23 protein-coding genes are annotated in these 21,562 nt (G+C 73.0%); 14 read left to right on the top strand and 9 right to left on the bottom strand.

Annotated features, from left to right (window positions below; translation table 11 throughout):
- Window positions 1-33 precede the first annotated feature (33 nt).
- Window positions 34-657, bottom strand: a complete 624-nt coding sequence (locus tag ACIGFK_RS11485; protein ID WP_400051346.1) for a MarR family winged helix-turn-helix transcriptional regulator — start codon at window positions 655-657, stop codon at window positions 34-36.
- Window positions 650-1,399 (bottom strand): DJ-1/PfpI family protein, encoded by a 750-nt coding sequence (locus ACIGFK_RS11480; RefSeq protein WP_400051345.1) that lies wholly within the window; start codon window positions 1,397-1,399, stop codon window positions 650-652. The genes ACIGFK_RS11485 and ACIGFK_RS11480 overlap by 8 nt, the downstream gene beginning before the upstream one ends.
- A gap of 204 nt (window positions 1,400-1,603) precedes the next feature.
- On the opposite strand from ACIGFK_RS11480, the gene ACIGFK_RS11475 reads away from it, so the two are divergent.
- From ACIGFK_RS11475 to ACIGFK_RS11465, 3 genes are all read left to right on the top strand, one after another.
- Window positions 1,604-2,974, top strand: coding sequence for an aspartate aminotransferase family protein (locus ACIGFK_RS11475; protein ID WP_386464570.1), 1,371 nt, complete (start codon window positions 1,604-1,606; stop codon window positions 2,972-2,974).
- A gap of 108 nt (window positions 2,975-3,082) precedes the next feature.
- Window positions 3,083-3,748: a GntR family transcriptional regulator gene (locus ACIGFK_RS11470; RefSeq protein WP_376656597.1), complete on the top strand. Its 666-nt coding sequence runs from the start codon at window positions 3,083-3,085 to the stop codon at window positions 3,746-3,748.
- Between the two features lie 157 nt (window positions 3,749-3,905).
- Window positions 3,906-4,556: a hypothetical protein gene (locus ACIGFK_RS11465; protein WP_376656598.1), complete on the top strand. Its 651-nt coding sequence runs from the start codon at window positions 3,906-3,908 to the stop codon at window positions 4,554-4,556.
- 191 nt (window positions 4,557-4,747) lie between these two features.
- Here ACIGFK_RS11465 and ACIGFK_RS11460 read toward each other — a convergent pair whose 3' ends face one another.
- The gene (locus ACIGFK_RS11460; RefSeq protein WP_376656599.1) at window positions 4,748-5,494 is read right to left on the bottom strand and encodes an SLATT domain-containing protein; all 747 of its coding nucleotides are present in this window, start codon (window positions 5,492-5,494) and stop codon (window positions 4,748-4,750) included.
- A 255-nt stretch (window positions 5,495-5,749) separates the two neighbouring features.
- Here ACIGFK_RS11460 and ACIGFK_RS11455 point away from each other — a divergent pair, with 255 nt between their 5' ends.
- The 7 genes from ACIGFK_RS11455 (at window position 5,750) to ACIGFK_RS11425 (ending at window position 11,887) form a co-directional block, all read left to right on the top strand.
- Window positions 5,750-6,091: a YbaB/EbfC family nucleoid-associated protein gene (locus tag ACIGFK_RS11455; RefSeq protein WP_376656600.1), complete on the top strand. Its 342-nt coding sequence runs from the start codon at window positions 5,750-5,752 to the stop codon at window positions 6,089-6,091.
- An 85-nt stretch (window positions 6,092-6,176) separates the two neighbouring features.
- Window positions 6,177-6,776: a recombination mediator RecR gene (gene recR, locus ACIGFK_RS11450; RefSeq protein WP_376656601.1), complete on the top strand. Its 600-nt coding sequence runs from the start codon at window positions 6,177-6,179 to the stop codon at window positions 6,774-6,776.
- Window positions 6,769-7,416, top strand: coding sequence for a DUF5063 domain-containing protein (locus ACIGFK_RS11445; protein WP_376656602.1), 648 nt, complete (start codon window positions 6,769-6,771; stop codon window positions 7,414-7,416). Before recR ends, ACIGFK_RS11445 begins: the two co-directional genes overlap by 8 nt.
- A 103-nt stretch (window positions 7,417-7,519) precedes the next feature.
- Window positions 7,520-8,794 (top strand): aspartate kinase, encoded by a 1,275-nt coding sequence (locus tag ACIGFK_RS11440; RefSeq protein ID WP_376656603.1) that lies wholly within the window; start codon window positions 7,520-7,522, stop codon window positions 8,792-8,794.
- Window positions 8,791-9,864 (top strand): aspartate-semialdehyde dehydrogenase, encoded by a 1,074-nt coding sequence (locus tag ACIGFK_RS11435; protein ID WP_376656604.1) that lies wholly within the window; start codon window positions 8,791-8,793, stop codon window positions 9,862-9,864. The genes ACIGFK_RS11440 and ACIGFK_RS11435 overlap by 4 nt, the downstream gene beginning before the upstream one ends.
- A gap of 170 nt (window positions 9,865-10,034) precedes the next feature.
- Window positions 10,035-10,808 (top strand): SigE family RNA polymerase sigma factor, encoded by a 774-nt coding sequence (locus tag ACIGFK_RS11430; RefSeq protein WP_376656605.1) that lies wholly within the window; start codon window positions 10,035-10,037, stop codon window positions 10,806-10,808.
- Complete coding sequence (locus ACIGFK_RS11425; protein ID WP_376656606.1) at window positions 10,805-11,887, top strand: hypothetical protein; 1,083 nt, start codon at window positions 10,805-10,807, stop codon at window positions 11,885-11,887. The genes ACIGFK_RS11430 and ACIGFK_RS11425 overlap by 4 nt, the downstream gene beginning before the upstream one ends.
- 92 nt (window positions 11,888-11,979) lie before the next feature.
- Here the strand turns inward: ACIGFK_RS11425 and ACIGFK_RS11420 are convergent, their stop codons facing one another.
- Together ACIGFK_RS11420 and ACIGFK_RS11415 are read right to left on the bottom strand one after the other, a co-directional pair.
- Window positions 11,980-12,777, bottom strand: coding sequence for an SURF1 family protein (locus ACIGFK_RS11420; protein ID WP_376656607.1), 798 nt, complete (start codon window positions 12,775-12,777; stop codon window positions 11,980-11,982).
- A 44-nt stretch (window positions 12,778-12,821) separates the two neighbouring features.
- On the bottom strand, window positions 12,822-14,627 hold the full coding sequence (locus ACIGFK_RS11415) for a prolyl oligopeptidase family serine peptidase (protein ID WP_376656608.1): 1,806 nt from the start codon (window positions 14,625-14,627) through the stop codon (window positions 12,822-12,824).
- Window positions 14,628-14,714: 87 nt separating this feature from the next.
- On the opposite strand from ACIGFK_RS11415, the gene ACIGFK_RS11410 reads away from it, so the two are divergent.
- From ACIGFK_RS11410 to ACIGFK_RS11395, 4 genes are read left to right on the top strand one after another with little or no spacing between them, the layout of a single operon-like run.
- Complete coding sequence (locus ACIGFK_RS11410) at window positions 14,715-14,882, top strand: hypothetical protein (RefSeq protein ID WP_376656609.1); 168 nt, start codon at window positions 14,715-14,717, stop codon at window positions 14,880-14,882.
- 18 nt (window positions 14,883-14,900) lie between these two features.
- Entirely contained in the window at window positions 14,901-16,202 is a 1,302-nt protein-coding gene (gene codA / locus ACIGFK_RS11405) for a cytosine deaminase (protein ID WP_400051340.1), read from the top strand.
- Between the two features lie 6 nt (window positions 16,203-16,208).
- A complete protein-coding gene (locus ACIGFK_RS11400; protein ID WP_376656611.1) occupies window positions 16,209-16,799 on the top strand; it encodes an HD domain-containing protein in 591 nt (196 codons plus the stop codon).
- Between the two features lie 9 nt (window positions 16,800-16,808).
- Window positions 16,809-17,312, top strand: coding sequence for a DUF5956 family protein (locus tag ACIGFK_RS11395; protein WP_376656612.1), 504 nt, complete (start codon window positions 16,809-16,811; stop codon window positions 17,310-17,312).
- Here ACIGFK_RS11395 and ACIGFK_RS11390 read toward each other — a convergent pair.
- From ACIGFK_RS11390 to ACIGFK_RS11375, 4 genes are read right to left on the bottom strand one after another with little or no spacing between them, the layout of a single operon-like run.
- Window positions 17,309-19,453: a bifunctional polysaccharide deacetylase/glycosyltransferase family 2 protein gene (locus ACIGFK_RS11390; protein ID WP_386464550.1), complete on the bottom strand. Its 2,145-nt coding sequence runs from the start codon at window positions 19,451-19,453 to the stop codon at window positions 17,309-17,311. The two genes, ACIGFK_RS11395 and ACIGFK_RS11390, sit on opposite strands and share 4 nt — an antisense overlap.
- A gap of 41 nt (window positions 19,454-19,494) precedes the next feature.
- Window positions 19,495-20,019 carry a hypothetical protein gene (locus tag ACIGFK_RS11385; protein WP_376656614.1) on the bottom strand — a complete coding sequence of 175 codons (525 nt, stop codon included), beginning with the start codon at window positions 20,017-20,019 and terminating at the stop codon, window positions 19,495-19,497.
- Window positions 20,020-20,034: 15 nt separating this feature from the next.
- Window positions 20,035-20,907, bottom strand: coding sequence for a hypothetical protein (locus tag ACIGFK_RS11380; RefSeq protein ID WP_400051337.1), 873 nt, complete (start codon window positions 20,905-20,907; stop codon window positions 20,035-20,037).
- A complete protein-coding gene (locus tag ACIGFK_RS11375) occupies window positions 20,904-21,533 on the bottom strand; it encodes an RNA polymerase sigma factor (protein ID WP_376656618.1) in 630 nt (209 codons plus the stop codon). Before ACIGFK_RS11375 ends, ACIGFK_RS11380 begins: the two co-directional genes overlap by 4 nt.
- Window positions 21,534-21,562 lie beyond the last annotated feature (29 nt).

Genomic DNA, 21,562 nt, shown 5'->3' with positions numbered 1-21,562 from the left:
TTGGAGCCGCCGGACCGGACCCCCGCGCCCGCCTCAACCGCCGACGGGGCCGGAGGGGCCGGACGGGCCAGAGGGGCCAGAGGGGCCGGCGGGGTCGGACAGGCCAGACAGGCCAGCGGGGCCGGACACGCCAGAGGGGCCGGACGGGCCGGACGGGTCGGAGACGTCGGAGCCGCCGGCCGCGTCCGCTGCCGTGGAGGCGTGGTCCACCGCGTCCAGGGCCGCCGAGAGGCGTTCCAGGACCCGGGCTGTCTCCGCGAAGGCGGCTGCGCCCAGTTTTGCTTCCAGGCGGGTGGCCAGGGAGGCGTGGCCCGGGTCGATGCGGGCGACGGCCGCGCGGCCCGCTTCCGTGGGGCGGAGCAGCTTCGCCCGGCGGTGGGCCGGGTTCGGGGCGTACTCCGCCAGGCCCTTCGCGGCCAGCAGGTCCGCGATGCGCTGGACGCTCTGCCGGGTGATGCCCATCTCGCGGGCGATGCCCGCCACCGGGAGGGGCTCGCGCAGCACTGCGCCCAGCACCTGCCACCAGGCCGCGGTCAGCCCGGCCGGCCGGGCCAGCTCCTCCGACAGGGCGAGGAACTGGCCGTTCAGCCGGAACACCCCGAGGGCGGTGCGGCTCAGCAGGTCCTGGCGGGCCCGCGGGGACCCGGACTCAGGCATCGCCCGACTCCGCGGCCGCCATCAGCACGGGGTGCGCGCTCTCGTCCGAGTCGTGGAAGAGCCGGTACCACGCGTCCAGCACGTCCGGCTTGTAGACGTCCAGGCGCGCGAAGACCTCCCGGGCGAAGGCCACCGGCTCCGTCGGGCCCGCCGTGATCAGGTCCCCGTCCGTGACCGCGTCGGCCTCGACGTAGCACTCGGCGCCCCCGTACCCCGGCTGCGGCGCCAGGTAGAAGGAGGCCGCGCTCGTGTGGGCCCGGCCGTCCAGTACGCCCGCCCGCGCGAGCCCGGCGGTGGCCCCGCAGATCGCCGCGACCGGGACCCCGGCGGCCAGGAACTCCGCCGCCTTCGCCGCGAACGGCGCCAGCTCGTCGCCCTCGTCCCACAGGGCCGCGCCGGTGAGGATCAGCAGCGACGAGTCCTGCGGCCGCAGCTCGGCCAGCGCCATGTCGGGGAGGACCCGCACGCCGCCCATGGTGGTCACCGGCTGCCCGGCGGCCGGGCCGACGGTGCGGATCCGGTGGCCGCGCTGGGTGAGGTGGGCGGTGGTGTGGCCGGTCTCCCAGTCCGCGTACGTGTCGTAGACCGCGAGGTGGACCGGCTTCCGGACCGGCTTCCGCCCGGAATCGCGCTCCGCTGCGTGCTCCGGTGCCTGTGCCGCTGCGTGCTCCGGTGCCTGTGCCGCTGCGTGCGCCGACGCCTGCTGCGAAGCGTGCCCGGATCCGTGCGTCGTCTCGTTCATGTTCTTCGCCTCCGGTGAGGTGCGAGAGGGACAAGAGGTATGAGAAGCAACCGACTGCCTTATGACAGCATTCTGTCGTATCGACAGAATGCTGTCAATCAAGGAATCCGGCGGTGCGGCGCAGACAGACTGCCGAGACCCGCCCCCCACCCCCATACAGTCCGCCGATATCCCTCCCCACCTGCGCACTTCTAGCGTGACGACATGACCCCTCATGCCGCCCCGCACACCCTTGCCGAAGTCAAGGACGCCGACCGGAAGCACGTCTTCCACTCCTGGTCCGCCCAGGCCCTGATCGACCCGCTCGCCGTCGCCGGGGCCGAGGGGTCGTACTTCTGGGACTACGACGGCAAGCGCTTCCTCGACTTCTCCTCCCAGCTGGTCAACACCAACATCGGCCACCAGCACCCCAAGGTCGTCGCCGCGATCCAGGAGCAGGCCGCCCGGCTCTGCACCCTGGCGCCCGGCTTCGCCGTCGACGTCCGCTCCGAGGCCGCACGCCTCATCGCCGAGCGGACCCCCGGCGACCTCGACAAGATCTTCTTCACCAACGGCGGTGCCGAGGCCGTCGAGAACGCCGTCCGCATGGCCCGTCTGCACACCGGCCGCGCCAAGGTGCTCTCCACCTACCGCTCGTACCACGGCGCCACCGCCGCCGCGATCAACCTCACCGGCGACCCGCGCCGCTGGCCCTCCGACACGGCCGCCGCCGGCGTCGTGCACTTCTGGGGCCCGTTCCTCTACCGCTCGCCCTTCCACGCCACCACCGAGGCCGAGGAGTGCGAGCGCGCCCTCGCCCACCTCGCCGACACGATCGCCTTCGAAGGTCCGGGGACCATCGCCGCGATCATCCTGGAGAGCGTGCCCGGCACCGCCGGCATCATGACCCCGCCGCCCGGCTACCTCGCCGGCGTGCGCGAGCTCTGCGACCGCCACGGCATCGTCTTCATCCTGGACGAGGTCATGGCCGGCTTCGGCCGCACCGGCAAGTGGTTCGCCGCCGAGCACTGGGACGTCACCCCCGACCTGCTCACCTTCGCCAAGGGCGTCAACAGCGGTTACGTGCCGCTCGGCGGCGTCGCCATCTCCGGCGCCATCGCCGAGACCTTCGCCACCCGCCCCTACCCGGGCGGACTGACGTACTCCGGCCACCCGCTGGCCTGCGCCGCCGCCGTCGCCACCATCAACACGATGGAGGAGGAGGGCGTCGTCGAGCACGCCGCCCACCTCGGTGAGAACGTGATCGGCCCCGCGCTCGCCGAGATCGCCGAGCGGCACCCGTCCGTCGGCGAGGTCCGCGGGCTCGGCACCTTCTGGGCGCTGGAACTCGTACGGGACAAGAAGACGCGCGAGCCGCTCGTCCCCTACAACGCCGCCGGGGCGGACAACGCGCCCATGGCCGAATTCGCCGCGGCCTGCAAGGCCTCCGGCCTGTGGCCGTTCGTCAACATGAACCGCACCCACGTCGTGCCCCCGTGCACCATCTCCGAGGCGGAGGCGAAGGAAGGCCTGGCCATCCTGGACGAGGCGCTGACGGTCGCCGACCGGCACACCACGTCGGCCACGTCCGTGTAGCGGGCGGCCGGTGGGCGGTGGATCCGCATATCGACCGCCCACCGATCGGTTTCGGCCGCGCTGTCTGGCCTAAGGTGTCCGGAGTTCTACTACAGGAGACGGACCCTTATGCCAGGCAGTGGAGCTGTCACCCGCAACACGCTTCGCCAGCAGATCGCGGACGCGCTGCGTGACGAGGTGCTGGCGGGACGCCTGCCGCCGGGGACCGAGTTCACCGTCAAGCAGATCGCCGAGCAGTACGAGGTCTCGGCGACCCCGGTCCGCGAGGCGCTGGTAGACCTCTCGGCGCAGGGGCTGCTCGAACTGGTCCAGCACCGCGGTTTCCGCGTACGGATCTTCTCCGTGGACGACTTCCGCGGAATGGTCGAGGCCCGCTCGCTGGTCGTCGACGGGATATTCCGCCAGCTCGCCGAGCGGGGGACCGGATCCGGCTGCGGCGAGAAGCTCGTGTCCGTGCGCCGCCGGGCCGAGGAGGCGCAGAAGGCCGCGCGCAGCGGTTCACTCGAAGTGCTGATCGGCTACGACCTGCGCTTCTGGCGGGAACTGAGCGCGCTGGTCGGCAACGCCTACATCTCCGACTTCCTGCACCGGATCCGGGTGCAGTGCTGGGTCTTCGCCGTACCGCACCTCCAGCGCGATCCGCGGCTGCGGGACGCGCTGTGGGACGGGCACACCGACCTGGTGGACGCGGTGACGCTGGCGGACGCCGATGCGGTGCGGGGCATCGTGCACGCGTACAACCAGCACGGGCTGGACTGGGCCGCGAGGCTGTAGCCGGCCCGGGCGGCGCCGGGGCGGTGTCCGCGCGTGCCGGGGGCTGCGGCGGGCCTGCGCGGGGGCTTGCTTCGCCGAGGTTTTCCGCAGCCCTTCGCGGAGGGTGTTCGGCGCATTACTCTGGCCGGATCGGCGGCAACGACTGATCGGAGCCCGCGTGGCCTGTGACCTGTGGTTGGTCCCCCTTGTCGACGTGCTGTGCCACAGCCCCGACAACCCCTTCGCGGAAGAGATCGCCTCGTACGACAAGGCGCTGGGCGAGGCCGGACTGCCGTCCGTGCCGGTGTTCGCGTACATGCCGGGCCTGAGCGGGGACGTGGCCCCGGTGGCCGGCTTCGACTACGACGCCCTGCATTTCCTGAGGCGGGCGTACCTGCTCCAGCTCTGCGGGCTGCCGGTGACCCCGGTGGACGAGCTGGGCGGGGACTACGAGCAGCTCCTGGAGATGTTCGAGCCCACGGCGCAGCAGTCGCACCTGGTGTGGCACTACGACCACGCGGGGGCGTACGTCCCGGTGGACTTCGCGGCGCCGCTGGCCAATGAGGAGCTGCTCGCGGGGGGCGGGCCGCTGGGGTCCGCGCAGGGGCTGCTGCGGGAGCTGCTGTTCGTGGCGCCCTCCATCGGGATAGACCCGGGGAACCCGCCGGCGCCGCCGGCGCCGCCGGGGCGGCCGACGTCGCTGGAGGAGCCGGCGGGGCCGATTCCGTACGACGACAGTCCCTTCGCGCGGGAGCGGCACGTGTGGCTGGGGTTGCATGCGGCGGCCACGCGGAGCCTCGGGCAGGGCTCGATGATCATCTTCAGCTGAGGGCGGCCGACCCCGTGGGGTGCGGGGTGTGGGTGTGGGGTGGGGTGGGGTGCGTGCGGGTTCCGCTGCGCGGAGCTGCTCCCCGCCCCGCCCTTTCTCCGTTTCCCGGGGCTCCGCCCCGGACCCCGGTCCTCGAACGCCGGACGGGCTGGAGAGGCCCCGGACGGGCAGGGCAGGCCCCCGCGGGCCCCTCAGCGGGGCTGCTCCGGGGGGCGCTGGCGGGGCATGTTCGGGCGGGTGCCCGGGGGGAGGGGGAAGCGGGCCGGGGGGATGTACGCGTCCGGCCGCGAGCCGCCGCCGCCCAGCGACTGCATGACCAGCGGTGCGGGGCCCGAGCTGAACTCCACCATCCACTCCGCGGTCTCCGAGCGCACCAGCTCCGTCACGTCCTCCGAGAACCGCCGCAGCACCGTCAGGCAACGCTCCGCGGCCTCGCTGGCCGTGCCCTCCGTCGGGCCGAGCACCTCGCGCACGTTCTCCGAAGCCCAGTCGAACTGGAGGGTCTGCAGGCGCCGCTGCACGGCCTGCGCGGTGGCGACGTCCCGCATCCAGCCCGAGGTCAGGCCGAAGAACCGGTCGCAGGCCAGGCAGGCGGCGCCCAGCAGCAGCGCCAGGAAGCCGTACGAGGACGCGCCCGGGGCCGAGCCCGTCAGCTCCAGCAGCGGCATCGCGGCGCCCGTGATCGCCCCTGCGGCCGCGCCGACGCGCATCACCCGCGCACCACGGCGCTTCCACGCCCGGTCCGACAGGTACCACTCGGCGGTGCGCAGCGCGTCGGCCTCGACCCGCCGGTAGAGCTCGTCCAGCCGCTCCGCGGGCTCGCCCCAGTCGCCCAGGGGGAAGGGTCGGCCGGTGAGATCGCCCGCCGCCATCGGCCCGCCGCCTTCCTCCCGGGGATCCCGGGGTGGCCCCTCGGGCTGCATCTCCGGCTGGCTCACCCGGCACTCCCTCTGCCTGCGCTGACGTGTGGTGGTGCGCGTGTGCGCAATGGTGCGCATGCTCTTCCTACCTTCGAATGGCGCGCAGTGGGCGCCGAATCCCGGGATTTCCGCCCACAAGGAGGGCTCCATCAGGTACGTGTGCGCCCCGTCCCTCACTCGAAAGAGTTGGTCCTCACGGCGTAGGGCGCGGCGCGCGGGGAGCACGTAGGCTCGGATTGACCAAGCGTCCCGACGGTATGGAGTGAGTTACCTGTGATTCCCGGTGGTGGCCAGCCCAACATGCAGCAGCTGCTCCAGCAGGCCCAGAAGATGCAGCAGGACCTCGCCGCGGCCCAGGAGGAGCTGGCGCAGGCCGAGGTCGAGGGCCAGGCCGGCGGCGGTCTCGTCAAGGCGACCGTGACCGGCTCCGGCGAGCTGCGCGCACTGGTGATCGACCCGAAGGCCGTGGACCCGGACGACACCGAGACCCTCGCCGACCTGGTGGTGGCGGCGGTCCAGGCGGCCAACGAGAATGCGCAGGCGCTCCAGCAGCAGAAGCTGGGACCCCTCGCCCAGGGTCTGGGCGGCGGCGGGATCCCCGGCCTCCCGTTCTAGCACCGGTCGGTACCGGCCCGGTACCGACCGTCACAGACCAGCAAGCACCCGAGCCAGAGAAGCCGCAGAGAAAGAAGGCAGTCCGTTGTACGAAGGCGTGGTCCAGGACCTGATCGACGAACTGGGCAGGCTGCCCGGCGTCGGGCCCAAGAGCGCGCAGCGGATCGCCTTCCACATCCTGCAGGCCGAGCCCACCGACGTCCGCCGCCTCGCGCACGCGCTGCTGGAGGTCAAGGAGAAGGTCCGGTTCTGCGCGGTGTGCGGGAACGTGGCGCAGGAGGAGCGGTGCAACATCTGCCGCGATCCGCGCCGCGACACCACGGTCATCTGCGTCGTCGAGGAGCCGAAGGACGTCGTCGCGATCGAGCGGACGCGCGAGTTCCGGGGCAAGTACCACGTCCTCGGCGGCGCGATCAGCCCGATCGAGGGCGTCGGCCCCGACGACCTGCGCATCCGCGAGCTGCTGGCGCGGCTGGCGGACGGCGAGGTGACCGAGCTGATCCTGGCCACCGACCCGAACCTGGAGGGCGAGGCGACCGCCACCTACCTCGCCCGCATGATCAAGCCCATGGGCCTGAAGGTCACCCGCCTGGCCAGCGGGCTCCCCGTCGGGGGAGATCTGGAGTACGCGGACGAGGTCACGCTCGGGCGGGCCTTTGAAGGAAGGCGACTTCTCGATGTCTGACGCAACGCTGCACGCCCTGGGACAGGATCCGGACGACTTCGCGGCCTCGATCGCGGACCAGATCGAGTCCTTCATCGTCGCGGTCACCGAGGTCGCCAAGGGCGAGGACCCGGACAGCGCGGTGCCCTTCCTCCTCCTGGAGGTGTCCCAGCTGCTGCTGGCGGGCGGCCGGCTGGGCGCGTACCAGGACGTGCTCCCCGAGGAACGCTACGAGCCCGACCTGGGCCCGGAGCCGGACGTGGACGAGCTGCGCGAGCGGTTCGCGATCATGCTGGAGCCGGTCGACGTCTACTCCGAGGTCTTCGACCCGTACGAGCCGCGCAAGGCCCCGGTGGCGCACCGGATCTCCGACGACCTGGCCGACGTGGTCGCCGACCTGCGGCACGGGCTCATCCACCACCAGTCGGGCCGGATCACCGAGGCCCTGTGGTGGTGGCAGTTCTCGTACTTCACCAACTGGGGTCCGACGGCCTCGGCCACCCTGCGCGCCCTCCAGTCGCTGATCGCGCACGTGCGGCTGGACCAGCCGCTCGCCGCCCTGGACGGCCTGGACACGGACGAGGACCTGACCGAGGACGATCTGGCGGAGCAGGCGGGGCAGGTCATGGCGGAGGAACTGGGCGGTCTCGGCCGCAAGTAGCCGCCATTTGATCCTTTCGTCTCATGATGTGGTACGAGGCGGTCGGATCGCGGTCGCTCGTTAGACTGCACCAGCAATGAGACGGACTGAGCGAGGAGCGCACGTGGGCCTTGTCGTGCAGAAGTACGGAGGCTCCTCCGTAGCCGATGCCGAAGGCATCAAGCGCGTCGCCAAGCGGATCGTGGACACCAAGAAGGACGGCCACCAAGTGGTCGTCGTGGTTTCCGCGATGGGCGACACGACGGACGAGCTGATCGATCTCGCCGAGCAGGTATCCCCGATGCCGGCCGGGCGCGAATTCGACATGCTGCTGACCGCCGGAGAGCGGATTTCCATGGCCCTGCTGGCCATGGCGATCAAAAACCTGGGCCACGAGGCCCAGTCGTTCACCGGTAGCCAGGCAGGCGTCATCACCGACTCGGTCCACAACAAAGCGCGCATCATCGATGTCACGCCGGGCCGTATCCGCACCGCGCTGGACGGGGGCAACATCGCCATCGTCGCCGGCTTCCAGGGCGTGTCCGCGGACTCGAAGGACATCACCACCCTGGGCCGCGGCGGCTCGGACACCACCGCCGTGGCGCTCGCCGCGGCGCTGGACGCCGAGGTCTGCGAGATCTACACCGACGTCGACGGCGTCTTCACCGCGGACCCCCGCGTCGTGAAGAAGGCCAAGAAGATCGACTGGATCTCCTCCGAGGACATGCTGGAGCTCGCCGCCTCCGGTTCCAAGGTGCTGCTCCACCGCTGTGTCGAGTACGCACGCCGATACAACATCCCGATCCACGTCCGCTCGTCCTTCTCCGGACTGCGCGGAACCTGGGTCAGCAACGAACAGCCTCAAGGGGACGAGCAGGTGGAGCACGCCATCATCTCCGGAGTCGCTCACGACGTCTCCGAAGCCAAGATCACGGTCGTCGGCGTCCCGGACAAGCCGGGCGAGGCCGCGGCGATCTTCCGCGCCATCGCGGACGCCGAGATCAACATCGACATGATCGTGCAGAACGTGTCGGCGGCCTCGACGGGCCTCACCGACATCTCCTTCACGCTCCCCAAGGCCGAGGGCCACAAGGCCATCGACGCCCTGGAGAAGGCGAAGGGCCAGATCGGCTTCGACTCCCTGCGCTACGACGACCAGATCGGCAAGATCTCCCTGGTCGGCGCGGGCATGAAGACGAACCCGGGCGTCACCGCCTCCTTCTTCCAGGCGCTGTCCGACGCGGGCGTCAACATCGAGCTGATCTCGACCTCCGAGATCCGTATCTCGGTCGTGACCCGCCAGGACGACGTCAACGAGGCCGTCCGCGCCGTGCACACGGCCTTCGGCCTGGACTCCGACAGCGACGAAGCCGTCGTCTACGGAGGCACCGGACGATGACCTCCGCCCGGTCCTCCGGCCCGGCGCTCGCCGTGGTCGGGGCGACCGGAGCGGTCGGCACCGTCCTGCTCCGGATGCTCTCCCTGAGGGCGGACGTCTGGGGCGAGATCCGCCTGATCGCCTCCGCGCGTTCGGCCGGCCGCATGCTGGCCGTCCGTGCGGAGGAGACCGAGGTGTTCGCCCTCACCGAGGACGCCTTCGACGGCTTCGGCGTGGGCGACGTCGCCCTCTTCCTGACCCCGGCCGACATCTCGGCGCGCTGGGCTCCCGTGGTCGCCGCGCGCGGCACCGTCGTCGTGGACCAGTCCGACGCCTTCCGGGAGGATCCCGAGGTGCCCCTGGTGGTGCCCGAGATCAACGCCCACGCCGTACGGATGCGGCCGCGCGGGATCGTCGCCGCTCCGGACACCGTGACCGCCGCGATGATCGCCTCCCTCGGCGCGCTGCACGCCGAGTACGGCCTCGTCGAGCTGGCCGTCTCCACGTACCAGGCCGCGAGCGCCGCCGGCCGGGCCGGCACCGAGACGCTGCGCCGCCAGCTGTCGCTGGTCGCGGGGACCTCCCTGGGCGAACAGCCCGGAGACGTACGCGCTGCCGTCGGCGAGGACACCGGCCCCTTCGCGGCGCCGCTCGCCCTCAACGTCGTCCCGTGGTCCGGCGAGCTGCGCGAGGGCGGCTGGTCCTCGCACGAGCTGGCCGTACGGGCGCAGACCCGCCGGATCCTCGGACTGGACCGGCTCCCGGTCGCGGTGACCTGCGTACAGGTGCCCGTGCTGACCGGGAATTCGCTGACGGTACGGGCCCGGTTCGAGCACGTGGTGGACGCCGCACACGCCCGGGAGATCCTGGACGCGGCCCCCGGCGTGGTGCTCGTCGACGACCCGGCGGCGGGGGAGTTCCCGACGCCGGCGGACGCCGCCGGGACCGATCCCGCCTGGGTGGGACGCGTACGGGCCTCGCTCGACGACCCGCACTCGCTGGAGTTCTTCGTGTGCGCCGACAATCTCCGCAAGGGGGCCGCTCTGAATGCCACTCAGATCGCGGAACTGATCACAGGTGAATTTGCGTAATTCGCTTTGTAGGATCGGACCTGATCCCTTGATCAAGGTGATGGCCCGACTGCCGTCTCGATAAGACGGGGCAATCGGGAAGAGCGGGTACGCATGAGGGCAATAGGGATTTCGCCGGGCCGGCCGCCTCGCGCGTACAACCCTGACGGGGGGACGGGTGTCCTACAGGCGTGGCAGAGGCACTCCTCGAACTGGCAGTCCCGCCGGTGCGCACCGGGCTCATCCCGTCGCCCCGGGGTCTGCGCACACCCGGCAAGACCCTCGGTGGGGTCTCCGTGATCGTGCCCGTCCCGCCCGCCGGACCCTCAGAGGTGCCCGTGCGGCCCGCCGTCCCGACCCGGAGCGGCCTCGTGCCCGCACCGCGCGAAAGCGCTGACACGGGCGGCAGCGGCACGGACGGGAGCGGCGCCGGGGAGGGCGTCACCGGCGAGGCGAAGGAAGTGGTGGCCGGCACCACCGTCGACCACCTCACCGAGACCTACCAGGCGCACTACCGCTCGCTGCTCGGCCTCGCCGCGCTGCTCCTCGACGACACCGCCTCCTGCGAGGACGTCGTCCAGGAGGCGTTCATCCGCGTGCACTCGGCCCGGAACCGCGTGCGCGACCGGGACAAGACCCTGGCGTACCTGCGCCAGACCGTCGTGAACCTCTCGCGGTCCGCCCTGCGCCGGCGCATCCTCGGCCTCAAGCTGCTGTCGAAGCCGATGCCGGACATGGCGAGCGCCGAAGAGGGCGCGTACGACCAGCTGGAACGGGACGACCTGATCAAGGCGATGCGCGGACTCCAGCGCCGCCAGCGCGAGGTGCTGGTGCTGCGCTACTTCGCGGACATGACGGAAGCCCAGGTCGCCGAGACGCTGGGGGTATCCCTCGGCTCGGTGAAGGCGTACGGATCGCGGGGCATTGCCGCGCTGCGGGTGGCGATGGAGGCTGCGCAGTCATGATGGACGACCACACCGCGCCGGCCGGCGCGAGCGAGGAACAGGCCCTGCGGGGCCTGCTGCGCGGAGCCGTCGAGGGCCTCGAACCCTCCGCGGACGCACTGGAGCGGCTGCGGTACGCGGTCCCCGCCCGCCGGGTCCTGAAGCGGCAGGTCCTCATCGGCGCGGCGTCGGTGGCGCTGCTGGCCGGGACCGCGATCCCGGTGGCCCTGCACCTGACCTCCGGCGAGGGCGCCGCCCCGGACCACTCGACGATGGCGGGGCACGACTCCTCCTCCGGCGCCAAGCCGGGCATGAAGCCCTCCGATCCGCACCAGAACGGCTCGGGAGCCACCCCGAAGTCCTCCCACTCCACCGGAATCGGCCCGGTCGCCGGCGGCACCACCGGGCAGCCCGACGCCACCGCGGGCGCCTCGGCGGGCGGCGTGACGGCGGGCCCGTCGGGCAGCGCTGGCTCGGCCGGACGCGTCGGCTCGGGCGGCGCGGTCGTGGGCTCGGGCCCGCTGCCCCCGGTGGCCGCACCCGGCCTGCCGGGATGCGGGGCCGCGCAGCTGGGCGTGGTGGGCTCGGCCCGCACCCCGGAGGCCGACGGCAAGGTGTACGGCAGCTTCAAGGTCACCAACGTGTCGGCGCAGGGCTGCTCCGTCACCGGCCCGGACACCGTCACCGCGGCCGGCGCAGCCACCGGCCCGGGGGCTGCGGTCCCGGTGGTCGGCCACACGGCGGGGGACCCGGCGAGCAGCCTGCTGCCCGACCCGGCGAACCAGACGCCGGTGCTGACGCTGCCGCCGAACACGGCGTACGAGGTCCGCTTCGCGTGGGTGCCGAACGGCGAGCCCTGCGCGGTGGCGACCTCGGGCGGCAATCCGAAGCCCCCGGCCGACGCCGTCACGGCGCCCGGCGGCACGGACGCGCCCGGACAGGCGCAGACGGGTAACACGCCCCCGGCGGCCCCGGCCGGCGTCGAGGTCTCGCACACCCCGCAGCCGGGCTCCCCGACGACCCAGACGACCATCCCCCAGGCCTGCGGCGGCACGATCTACCGCACGGCACCGATCCCGGTGGACGCGCCGAAGCCGTAGCCCGATCAAGCCCCGCCGGCGATCGGGGCGCGGGGTCCGGGGCGGAGCCCCGGCAGCGGCGCCGCAGCCGGGCCACTACGGGACCGGCCGGTTCAGCCCCGCTCGGCCGACGCCTCGGCCGGCAGAGCCGCAGGCTCCGCGGGCAGCAGTCCGGCCTCCGCGTCCCGCAGGGTCTCCACCTCGCGCCGGTACAGCCGTACCCACATGAACAGCACGAAGGCCACGAAGACGAACCACTCGCCGGTGTACCCGAGGTTCTGGAAGGCCTTCAGGTCCAGCCCCGTGTTGACCGGCGCCTGCGCCGGCACCGGAACCATGCCGTCCGTCGGCGTCTGCACCGTCAGCCACGCGTCGTACAGGTCGTACGGGACGATGTTGACCAGCGAGGCGGCACCGATCACGCCCAGCTGCCCGGCCGGCAGACCGCCCGCCGCGTGCACGCCCTTGCTGCTGGAGCTCTCCGAGGCCTGCAGCGCCCCGGTGACCTCGACCCGGCCCGTCGGCGCGGCCGGCGCCTTCGCCGGATCCGCCGCCCCCGGCAGCCAGCCCCGGACCACCGGGACGGCCTTGCCGGAATCGGTCTTCAGCAGGGTCAGCACGTAGAAGCCGGATTCGCCGCCGAGCAGCCGCTCGGGGACCAGCAGCTGCTCCCCGTACTCCCCGGAGGCGGACGCCAGCCGTCCGGAGGTCTTCGTGTCCACCGGCAGCAGCGAGTCCAGCGGTGCGGCCACCCGGTCGGCGGGCCGCTCGGCGCTCGCCTCCCGGTGGCTGTCGACGCGGTCCTCGAAGCGGCCGAGCTGCCAGGACCCCATGAACAGGCAGAAGGGGACGGCGAGCGCGACGAAGACGTTGATCCCCCACCAGCGCGGGGTCAGGAGAAACCGGTGCACCCCACCACGGTACGGGGGGCGCACCGGTCACCACCGGGCGGCCCCTAGCGGGGCAGGTGCTTCAGCGTGAACTCCAGGTCCATCCGGACCTGCTTGATCCGCTCCTCCACCACCAGCGAGCCGTGTCCCGCGTCGTAGCGGTACACCTCGTGCACCGCCCCGCGGGCCGCCAGCCGGTCGACGTAGTTGTCGATCTGCCGGATCGGGCAGCGCGGGTCGTTGACGCCCGCCGCGATGTGCACCGGGGCCTTCACCGCGTCCACGTACGTCAGCGGAGAGGAGGCCTCGAAACGGTCCGGGACCTCCTCCGGCGTGCCCCCGAAGAGGGTGCGGTCCAGCGCCTTCAGCGCCTCCATCTCGTCGTGGTACGCCGTCACGTAGTCGGCGACCGGCACCGCGGCCAGGCCCACGGCCCAGGCGTCCGGCTGCGTACCCAGCCCCAGCAGCGTCAGGTACCCGCCCCAGGAGCCGCCCGACAGCACCAGCCGCGCCGGGTCCGCGAGGCCCGAGGACACGGCCCACTCCCGGACCGCCGCGATGTCCTCCAGCTCGATCAGGCCGACCCGGTGCTTGAGGGCGTCGGTCCACTCCCGGCCGTAGCCCGTCGAGCCCCGGTAGTTGACCCGGACCACCGCGAAACCGTGGTCCAGCCAGGCCGCCGGCGTCGCCGCGAAGGCGTCGCTGTCGTGCCAGGCCGGCCCGCCGTGGATCTCGAAGACCGTCGGGAAGGGGCCCTCCCCGCGGCCCGCCGGCCGCTGTACGAGCGCGTGGATCCGCCCGCCCGGGCCCTCGACCCACACGTCCTCCACCGGCACCGAGCCCGGCGGCCGGAAGCCCGGCGGGTCCAGGACGACCCCGCCCGAGGTGGACCGCACCGACGAGGGCTCCGCGGCCGAGGACCACAGGTACTCCACCGTCCCGTCGGGCCGCGCCGTCGCGCCCGAGACCGTCCCCGCGGGCGTGTCCACGCGTACGAGCTCCCGCGCGGCCAGGTCGTAGCGCCACAGCTCGCTGCGCGCCTCGTAGCCGTGCTCGACCAGCAGCGCGGACCCGTCCGGATACCACTCGGCGCTCACGTCGCCCGGCAGGTCGATCGCCAGCTCCTCCTCGGCGCCGGTGGCCACGTCCCACACCATCGGCTCCCAGCGGCCGCGCCGCTGGTGGCCGACGAGCAGCCGGGTGTCGCCCGCGACCGGCGCGAAGCCGAGCACCTCCAGGCCCAGCTCTTCCGTACCGCCCAGGGAGTCGTCCAGCTCGGCGACGGTGGTCCCGTCGAGGGTGAGCACGCGCAGCGCGGAGTGCATGGCGTCCCCGTGCTCGGTGTGCTCGACGGCGATGAGCGTCCCGTCGTAGGAGAGGTCGCCGACGCCCGCCGACTCGCGGTGCCGGTAGATCACGGCGGGCGCGGTGCCGTCCGGGCGGACCACGTGGATGGTCGAGCCGTCCTCGTCGGTGGAGCGCCCCACGACCGCCGTCCCGTCGCGGCCGATGGCCAGCCCGGCCGGGTAGGAGGGCTCCAGCCCCGGAGTGGCGGGCTCGTCGGCGCCGCCCGCGAAGGGCTGGCGGACCCAGGTGCCGAACTCGTCGCCGTCCGTGTCGGAGAACCACCAGATCCACTCGCCGTCGGGGGAGAGGGTGCCGTCGGTGGTGCCGTTGGGGCGGTCGGTGGCCTGCCGCTGTGCGCCCGTGGCGCGGTCCCAGGCGTAGAGCTCGAAGGTTCCGGTCGCGTTGGACACGAAGAGGGACCGGTCCGGGGCGTCCTCGGCCCAGTCGGGCAGGCCGACGCGGGGCGCCCGGAAACGCTTCTCCCAGTCGGGCATCTCGGGGGTGATCTCGCTGTCGCTGGTCATGCGCCCATTGTGGCCGCCACGGGCCCCGGGATGCCGACTGCTCCATACGGGCGCACAGTGGAACTCGCACCCCAAGGAGGAACGATCATGGCGAAGAAGGCCCACACCGGCCACCACAGCCACCAGGATTCCGAGCGGGCCATCGCGAAGAACACGGCGGCGGAGGCCCGAGCCAAGGCCGCGAACAGGGACATGCAGACGTCCGCCGCGAAGACGCGCGGCATGCAGCAGAAGGCCAACGCCAAGCGGGGCTGACCGCCCTAGGCTGGCGCCATGCGGATGATCGTCCGGGGCGCCCGGCTGCTGCACACAGATGGCCTGTCCGACATCGAGGTCGGGGAGGACGGCCGCATCGCACGGGTGGTTCCGTACGACGACCAGAAGGAACCGCCGGCCACGGGCATCCTCGTCGAGGCCCACGGCTGCCTCCTCTCCGCCCCCTTCGTCGAGCCGCACATCCACCTCGACACCGCCCTGACGGCGGGCGAACCGCGCCCCAACGCCTCCGGCACCCTGTGGGAGGGCATCGCCTGCTGGAGCGAGCGCAAGCAGACCCTGACCCGCGAGGACGTGATCGCGCGGGCCACCGAGGTGCTGCGCTGGCAGGCGGCCCACGGCGTGCTGCACGTACGCACCCATTGCGACGTCACCGACCCCTCGCTCACGGCCCTCGACGCGCTCCTCGAGGTGCGCGACCGCGTGCGGGACTTCATGACCCTGCAGATCGTGGCGTTCCCGCAGGAGGGCATCGTCTCCTTCCCGGACGGCGAGGCGCTGCTGCGCGAGGCGGTCGCCCGCGGCGCGGACGTGGTCGGCGCGATCCCCCACTTCGAGGACACCCGCGAGGACGGGGTGGCCTCGCTGAGGACGGCCTTCGCGCTGGCCGAGGAGCACGGGCTGCGCGTGGACGCGCACTGCGACGAGATCGACGACGAGCAGTCCCGGTTCGTGGAAGTGCTGGCCACCCTCGCCCTGCGCTCGGGCCTGCGCGAGCGGGCCACGGCCTCCCACACCACGGCCATGGGCTCCTACAACGGCGCGTACAGCTTCAAACTCCAGCGCCTGCTCGCCCGTTCCGGCATCAACCTGGTCTCCAACCCCTTCGCCAACCTCAATCTCCAGGGCCGCTTCGACGCCTACCCGAAGCGCCGCGGCCTCACCCAGGTCAAGGAGATGCTGGCGGCCGGGGTCAACGTGGCCTTCGGCCACGACGACGTCATGGACCCCTGGAACGCGCTCGGTACCGCCAGCCCTCTCCAGACCGCCCTCGTCGGCCTGTACGCCGCCCAGCTCACCGGCGCCGATGAAATCCAGGTCGCCTTCTCGATGGTGACGGACCGTGCGGCCCGCGTGCTGGGCCTGTCCGAGGCCGAGTACGGCATCACCGCAGGCGCCCCCGCCTCCTTCGTCCTGCTCCCGGCGCCCTCGCCCGAGGAGGCGGTGCGCCGCCAGGTCCGCCCCCGCTACGTGGTCTCCCGGGGCACCGTCCTCGCCGAGACCCCGCCCGCACCCACCCGGCTCAACTGGCCCGGGGAACCCCCGTCGGAGGTCGACTTCGGCCGCCGCCTACGCTGACGCCCCATGACGTGGACCCTTGATACCGAAGCCGCCCGAGCCGCCTACGAGATCGCCGCGGAGTACACCGACGCGGCCCTCCTGAACCACTCGGTCCGCTCGTACGCCTTCGGCGCCGAGTACGCCGACCGCCACGGCCTCGCCTACGACGCCGAACTCCTCTACGTCAGCGCCCTGCTCCACGACATGGGCCTGACCGCGCCCTTCGACAGCCACACCCTGCCCTTCGAGGAGGCCGGCGGGCACGTCGCCCGCGTCCTGACGGCCGGTCTGGGCTGGCCGCCGGCCCGCCGCGCCCGCGCCGAAGAGGTGATCGTCCTGCACATGCGGGACGACGTGAGCGCCGCCGAAGACGTCGAGAGCCACCTCCTCCAGGTCGGCACCAGCGCCGACGTCTCGGGGCTGCGCCTCGCCGACTTCGACCCCGCCTTCACCGAGGCCCTCCTGGAGGAGCGCCCCCGCCTCGGCTTCGGCGCCGCCTTCCTCGCCCTCGTCGAGGACCAGGCCGCCCGCAAGCCGGCCTGCGCGGCGGCCGCGTACGTCGCGGGCGGCGCGGCGGGGCGCATCATGTCCAACCCCATGGACCGCGTCGGATAGCGTGCCCGCATGTCGTGGGACGAGGACGGAACACCGCACCCGCTCGCACTGCGCCGCACCGGGCGCAGCGAACTGGACCCGGACCGGCTCCCCGAGATGCGGGAGCTGGAGGTGCTCGGCTGGGAGCCCGCGCCGGAGGAGCTGCGCTGGGTGTTCCTCCCGTACGTATGGCCTCCGGCCGCCCGGACCTGGATCCCCGACCGGTCCACGCACTGGGCGGTGGAGACCTCGCTGGACGGCCACGGCCACATCACCGGCGTCGAGGCCGCCCCGCTCCCCGAGGCCGACCTGCACGAACTCGACGCCGAGACCGACGCGGCCGTGGCCGCCCTCGGCCTGCCGCCCCGGCCCGGCGGCCGCCTCTGGCTGCTCCGCCCGGTCGGCCCCTTCAGCGGTCTCGCCGAACTCCTCGGCCACCTCGAGGCGCTGGCCGCCGCACGCGGGGTGGACGCCCGGACCGCCTCGCCGGAACTCCTGGCGCTGGTCCGCGCGGAACTGGGAGCGCTGGCCTAGGGAGCGGGCTGGTTCGTCGGGACGTGGAGGCTTCCGTAGCGTTCCATGCGCTGCCAGTGCAGGCGGGATCCGGCGATCGCGGTGAACACCGACTGGATGACGACCAGGTACATCAGCTGGCGGTAGACGAACTGCTGGAGCGGCAGGCTCCACAGCGGCCCGGGCCGTTCCCCGTCGAGGCGGAAGGCGTACAGGGCCATCAGGGTCTGGAGGAGCAGGAAGGCGCACCACAGGCCGATGATGTGGACCGGGTCGAGGAAGATCAGGCCGAATACGGCGAAGACGTCCACGACGGGCGCGAGCAGCGGCAGCAGCACCTGGAACATCAGCAGGTAGAGCAGGCCGCGCCGGCCCAGCTTCCCGGCCTGGCCGCGCTGGGTGAGGGCGCCCCGGTGCTTCCACATCGCCTGCAGGGTGCCGTAGCACCAGCGGTAGCGCTGCTTCCACAGTGCGCCGAGCGAGGCGGGGGCCTCGGTCCAGGCGATGGCCCGCTCCTCGTACACCACACGCCAGCCGTCCCGGCACAGCGCCATGGTGAGGTCGGTGTCCTCGGCAAGGGTGATGTCGCTGAGCCCGCCGACCCGCAGCAGGGCCTCGCGGCGGAACGCGCCGACCGCGCCGGGCACGGTGGGCATGCATTCGGCGAGGTCGAAGAGGCGCCGGTCGAGGTTGAAGCCGACGACGTACTCGATGTGCTGCCAGCGGCCGAGCAGGCCGCCGCGGTTGACCACCTTCGCGTTGCCGGAAACGGCCCCGACCCGACGGTTGGCGAAGGGCTGGACGATCATGCGGACCGCGTCCGGCTCGAAGACGGTGTCCCCGTCCACCATCACGACCAGATTGCACGAAGCGGCGGCTATGCCGGTGTTGAGCGCCGCCGGCTTCCCGGCGTTCTGCTGGCGGATGACGCGTACGCCCCGCAGGTTCAGGGATTCGACGAGGTCGGCGGTGCCGTCGGTGGAGCCGTCGTCGACGACGATGACCTCCACCTGGTGGTCCGACGCCAGCAGCGAGCGGACGGCCGCCTCGATCCCCGCGCTCTCGTTGTAGGCGGGGACGATGACGCTGACCGGCTCCGTGACCGGCCGGCCCCACGGCCTGCGGCGCATGCGGACGTGACGGCGCGCGGCGACGAACACCGCTATCGCGCGCAGCACGCTGATGGCGCCGGCCGCCCACAGCAGCCAGCCGAGCAGGTCGAGCACCCAGCCGCTGGCGCGCAGGGCGCCGATGAGCGCCATCCCCTGCCACTCGTCGGCGGTGGAGGCGGGCTTCACGGGGGAGGGGAGGCCGACGGAGTCGCTCACCGTGGCGAAGCGGAACCCGGCCTTCTTGAGGTCGGGCAGGAGCTGTTCCAGCGCCGCGACGGTCTGCGAGCGGTCGCCGCCCGCGTCGTGCATCAGCAGGATCTGGCCGTCCGTGCCCTTCGGGGTGGAGTTGGCGACGATCTTCTCGATGCCCGGGCGGCGCCAGTCCTCGCTGTCCTGGGTGGTGAGGACGGTGAGGTAGCCCTTCTGCCCGGCCTGCACCACGGTGTCCCAGTCGGCGTCGCTCAGTGCCTCGTTGGTCGAGGAGTAGGGCGGCCGCAGCAGGGGCGTGGTGACGCCGGCGGCTCCGGCGATGGCGAGCTGGCTCTCGCGCAGCTCCAGGGAGCGCCGCCACGCGGAGGCCGCACCGAGGTCGGTGTGGGTGAAGGTGTGGACGCCGATCTGGTGGCCTTCCTCGACGATCCGCCGGGCCAGCTCCGGGTGGGCGGACACCTGGGTGCCGACGGTGAAGAAGGTCGCGGGCACCTGGTTGCGGCGCAGTACGTCGAGGATCTTCGGGGTCCAGACCGGGTCGGGGCCGTCGTCGAAGGTCAGGGCGATCGTGCGGGGCCCGGGGCCGGCCACCCGCCCGGCGGCGCCCTCGACGACGGGGCCGCCCGAGCGGACCTGCTCGGGCACGGACGCCGACGAACCGGTCTTGCGGGCCTCCCCGTCGGGGGTGCTGTCGAACATGTGCTGGGCGTAGCCCTGGAGCAGCAGCGCCGCCGAGAGGGTGATGACGAGCGCGGTCAGCAGCAGCCAGTGGGTGCGCAGGGGGACGTTGCGCACCGTGCTGTGCCGCCCGCTGGGGTGGCGGCGCCGGTTCTTCGACACGGGAGGGAGTGCTTCCTGGCTGGGGGAGATCTGGTGGGGGGTTACGGCTTGGCCGTGGGTTTGCCGCCGCCTTGCCCGGGCGGGGAGGTCGGTCTGCCGTGGCCGTTGGATCCGGGGCTCGGGGCGGCCCCGGTCGCGGCCGTGGTGGGCCTGGTGGTGGGGGCCGTCCCGGATCCGGGCCCGGCCGCGGGTTTGTCGGGGGCCGTGGAGGAGGGGGCCTTGGAGGTGGCGCCGACGGGGACGGCCGAGCGGCGTGGTGCGGTGGAGGCAGACGGCTGGGGCTCGGCGGCGGGCGCCTTGCTCGGCGCGGCGTCCGCACCGCGCGGGGCGGGCAGGAACGGCGAGCGGAGCGTCGGCCCGCCGAACAGCGAGCTGAGTACGAGGACCACGTAAGCGGCGGCGGGCACGACGAGCAGCCACCCCAGTCGGCGGACCCGGCGCTGGCGGCGGCCCGAGGAGTCCACGAAGACGGGGCTCGGCTCGGCCTCCGCCGCGCTCGGGGAGCCCACGGTGATCCGCGGGAGCTCCAGCGTGTCGTCGTCCGCGTAACCCGGCTGTGGTCGCATCGGTGGGATCTGCCTCTACGGTGTGCGGTCGGTCGGGGCGTCGTTGCGGGGCTGCGTCGGGCCGGGGTCCGGTTTACCGGTCGGGCGGGGGCCGGTGGTGTGGGCGGGCACCGGCTCCTCGGGCCGTTTCGTCGCCTCCGGCTTGCCGGTCTTGCTGCTCTTGTCGGTCTTGTCGGTCTTGTCGGGCCTCGGGGAGGCTTCGCGCCTGCCGTCCGTGGGCTGCGGGACCGGCAATTCGGCAGGCGTCTCTTCCTGGCCGCCGCCCAGGACCGGCGCGCAGTAGCCCGCGACGGCGGCGGGCCCTCCGGCGGCCGCGACCAGCGGGGCGAACCGGTGCTCGGACAGCAGCTCGGAGGGTTTGCGCAGGCTCGGCACGCCGTCCGCGGCGTAGGCACGGCAGAGCTCGGCGAGATCGGCGGGCACGGACTCCGCGGGGCCGGCGAGGGTCCCCGCGGTCGGCTCCCCGCCCTTGAAGGCGGGCGTGGAGGCGGCGGGCGCCGGGGCGCTGCTCGCGGGCTTGCCGCCCAGGGCGGCGGGCAGACGGCCGGTCCCGGTGGCGACGGCGACACCGCCGAGGGTGACGGCCGTCAGGGCGCCGACGAGCATCGCCGGTGTGAGCATCTTCCGCTTGCGGGGGGCGACAGAAGCCGATGTATGGGATGAAACAGGGGTGAGACGGGCAGACCGGCGGGCAGACCGGAACGCCGCCATGGCGGCCTGCTCGCCGGGCAGTTCACCGCCGCCCGCGGGAGCGGATGCGGCAGGAGCGGACACAGCGGCGAGCAGTTCGGCGAGGGCGTCGTGACCGGGTGCGGCGCCGGCCCCGGCGCCGGCGAGCAGCTGCTCGGCCGTGTCGCGGTCGATCCGGCGGGATCGGTTGGTGCTCATCTCGCATCCTTCAGCGTCGGAGACGTCGTCGGTGTCACTCCCGGGGTGAAAGTCCCCTCGAGCGGCTGCTGAACGCCGCCCGGTTCCGCTTCCCGCTGTTTCCGCTGTTCGAGGAGGCCGGCCAGCTTGCGCAGGCCCCGGTGCGCCGCCGTCCGCACCGCACCGGCCCGCTTGCCCAGCACCCGCGCCGCGCTCTCCGCGTCCAGGTCCATGACCACGCGCAGGAGCACCGCCTCCCCCTGGTCGCGGGGCAGCCGGGCTATGAGCGCGAGCGCCTCGCCGGTGGCGACGGTGGCCAGTGCGCTCGACTCGGTGTCCTCCGGGGCCCGCCGGTCGAGCAGGTACTCGACGGGCAGATCGGCCACGGGGCGGCGCCGCTTCCGGCGCAGCAGGTCGAGCGCCCGGTTGCGGGCTATCGCCGTCACCCAGCCGCGGAACCCGTCGAAGTCCCCGTGGAACGTCCCCAGATCGCGGGCGACCTGCAGCCAGGTCTCGGAGGCGGCGTCCTCGGCCTCCTCCCCGACCAGCACGGTCAGATAGCGCAGCAGCCCCGGCTGCACCTGTCGGAAGAGCGCCCGGAAGGCCGCCTCGTCCCCCTGTTGCGCCGCTCTGACCTCCCCGGACATGTCTCCCGGGCGTCGTCCTGCCTCGTTGT

This window comes from Streptomyces sp. NPDC085524 (genome assembly GCF_044541755.1).
Taxonomy (GTDB): domain Bacteria; phylum Actinomycetota; class Actinomycetes; order Streptomycetales; family Streptomycetaceae; genus Streptomyces.
This window is presented reverse-complemented; position numbering and strand designations above follow the sequence as displayed.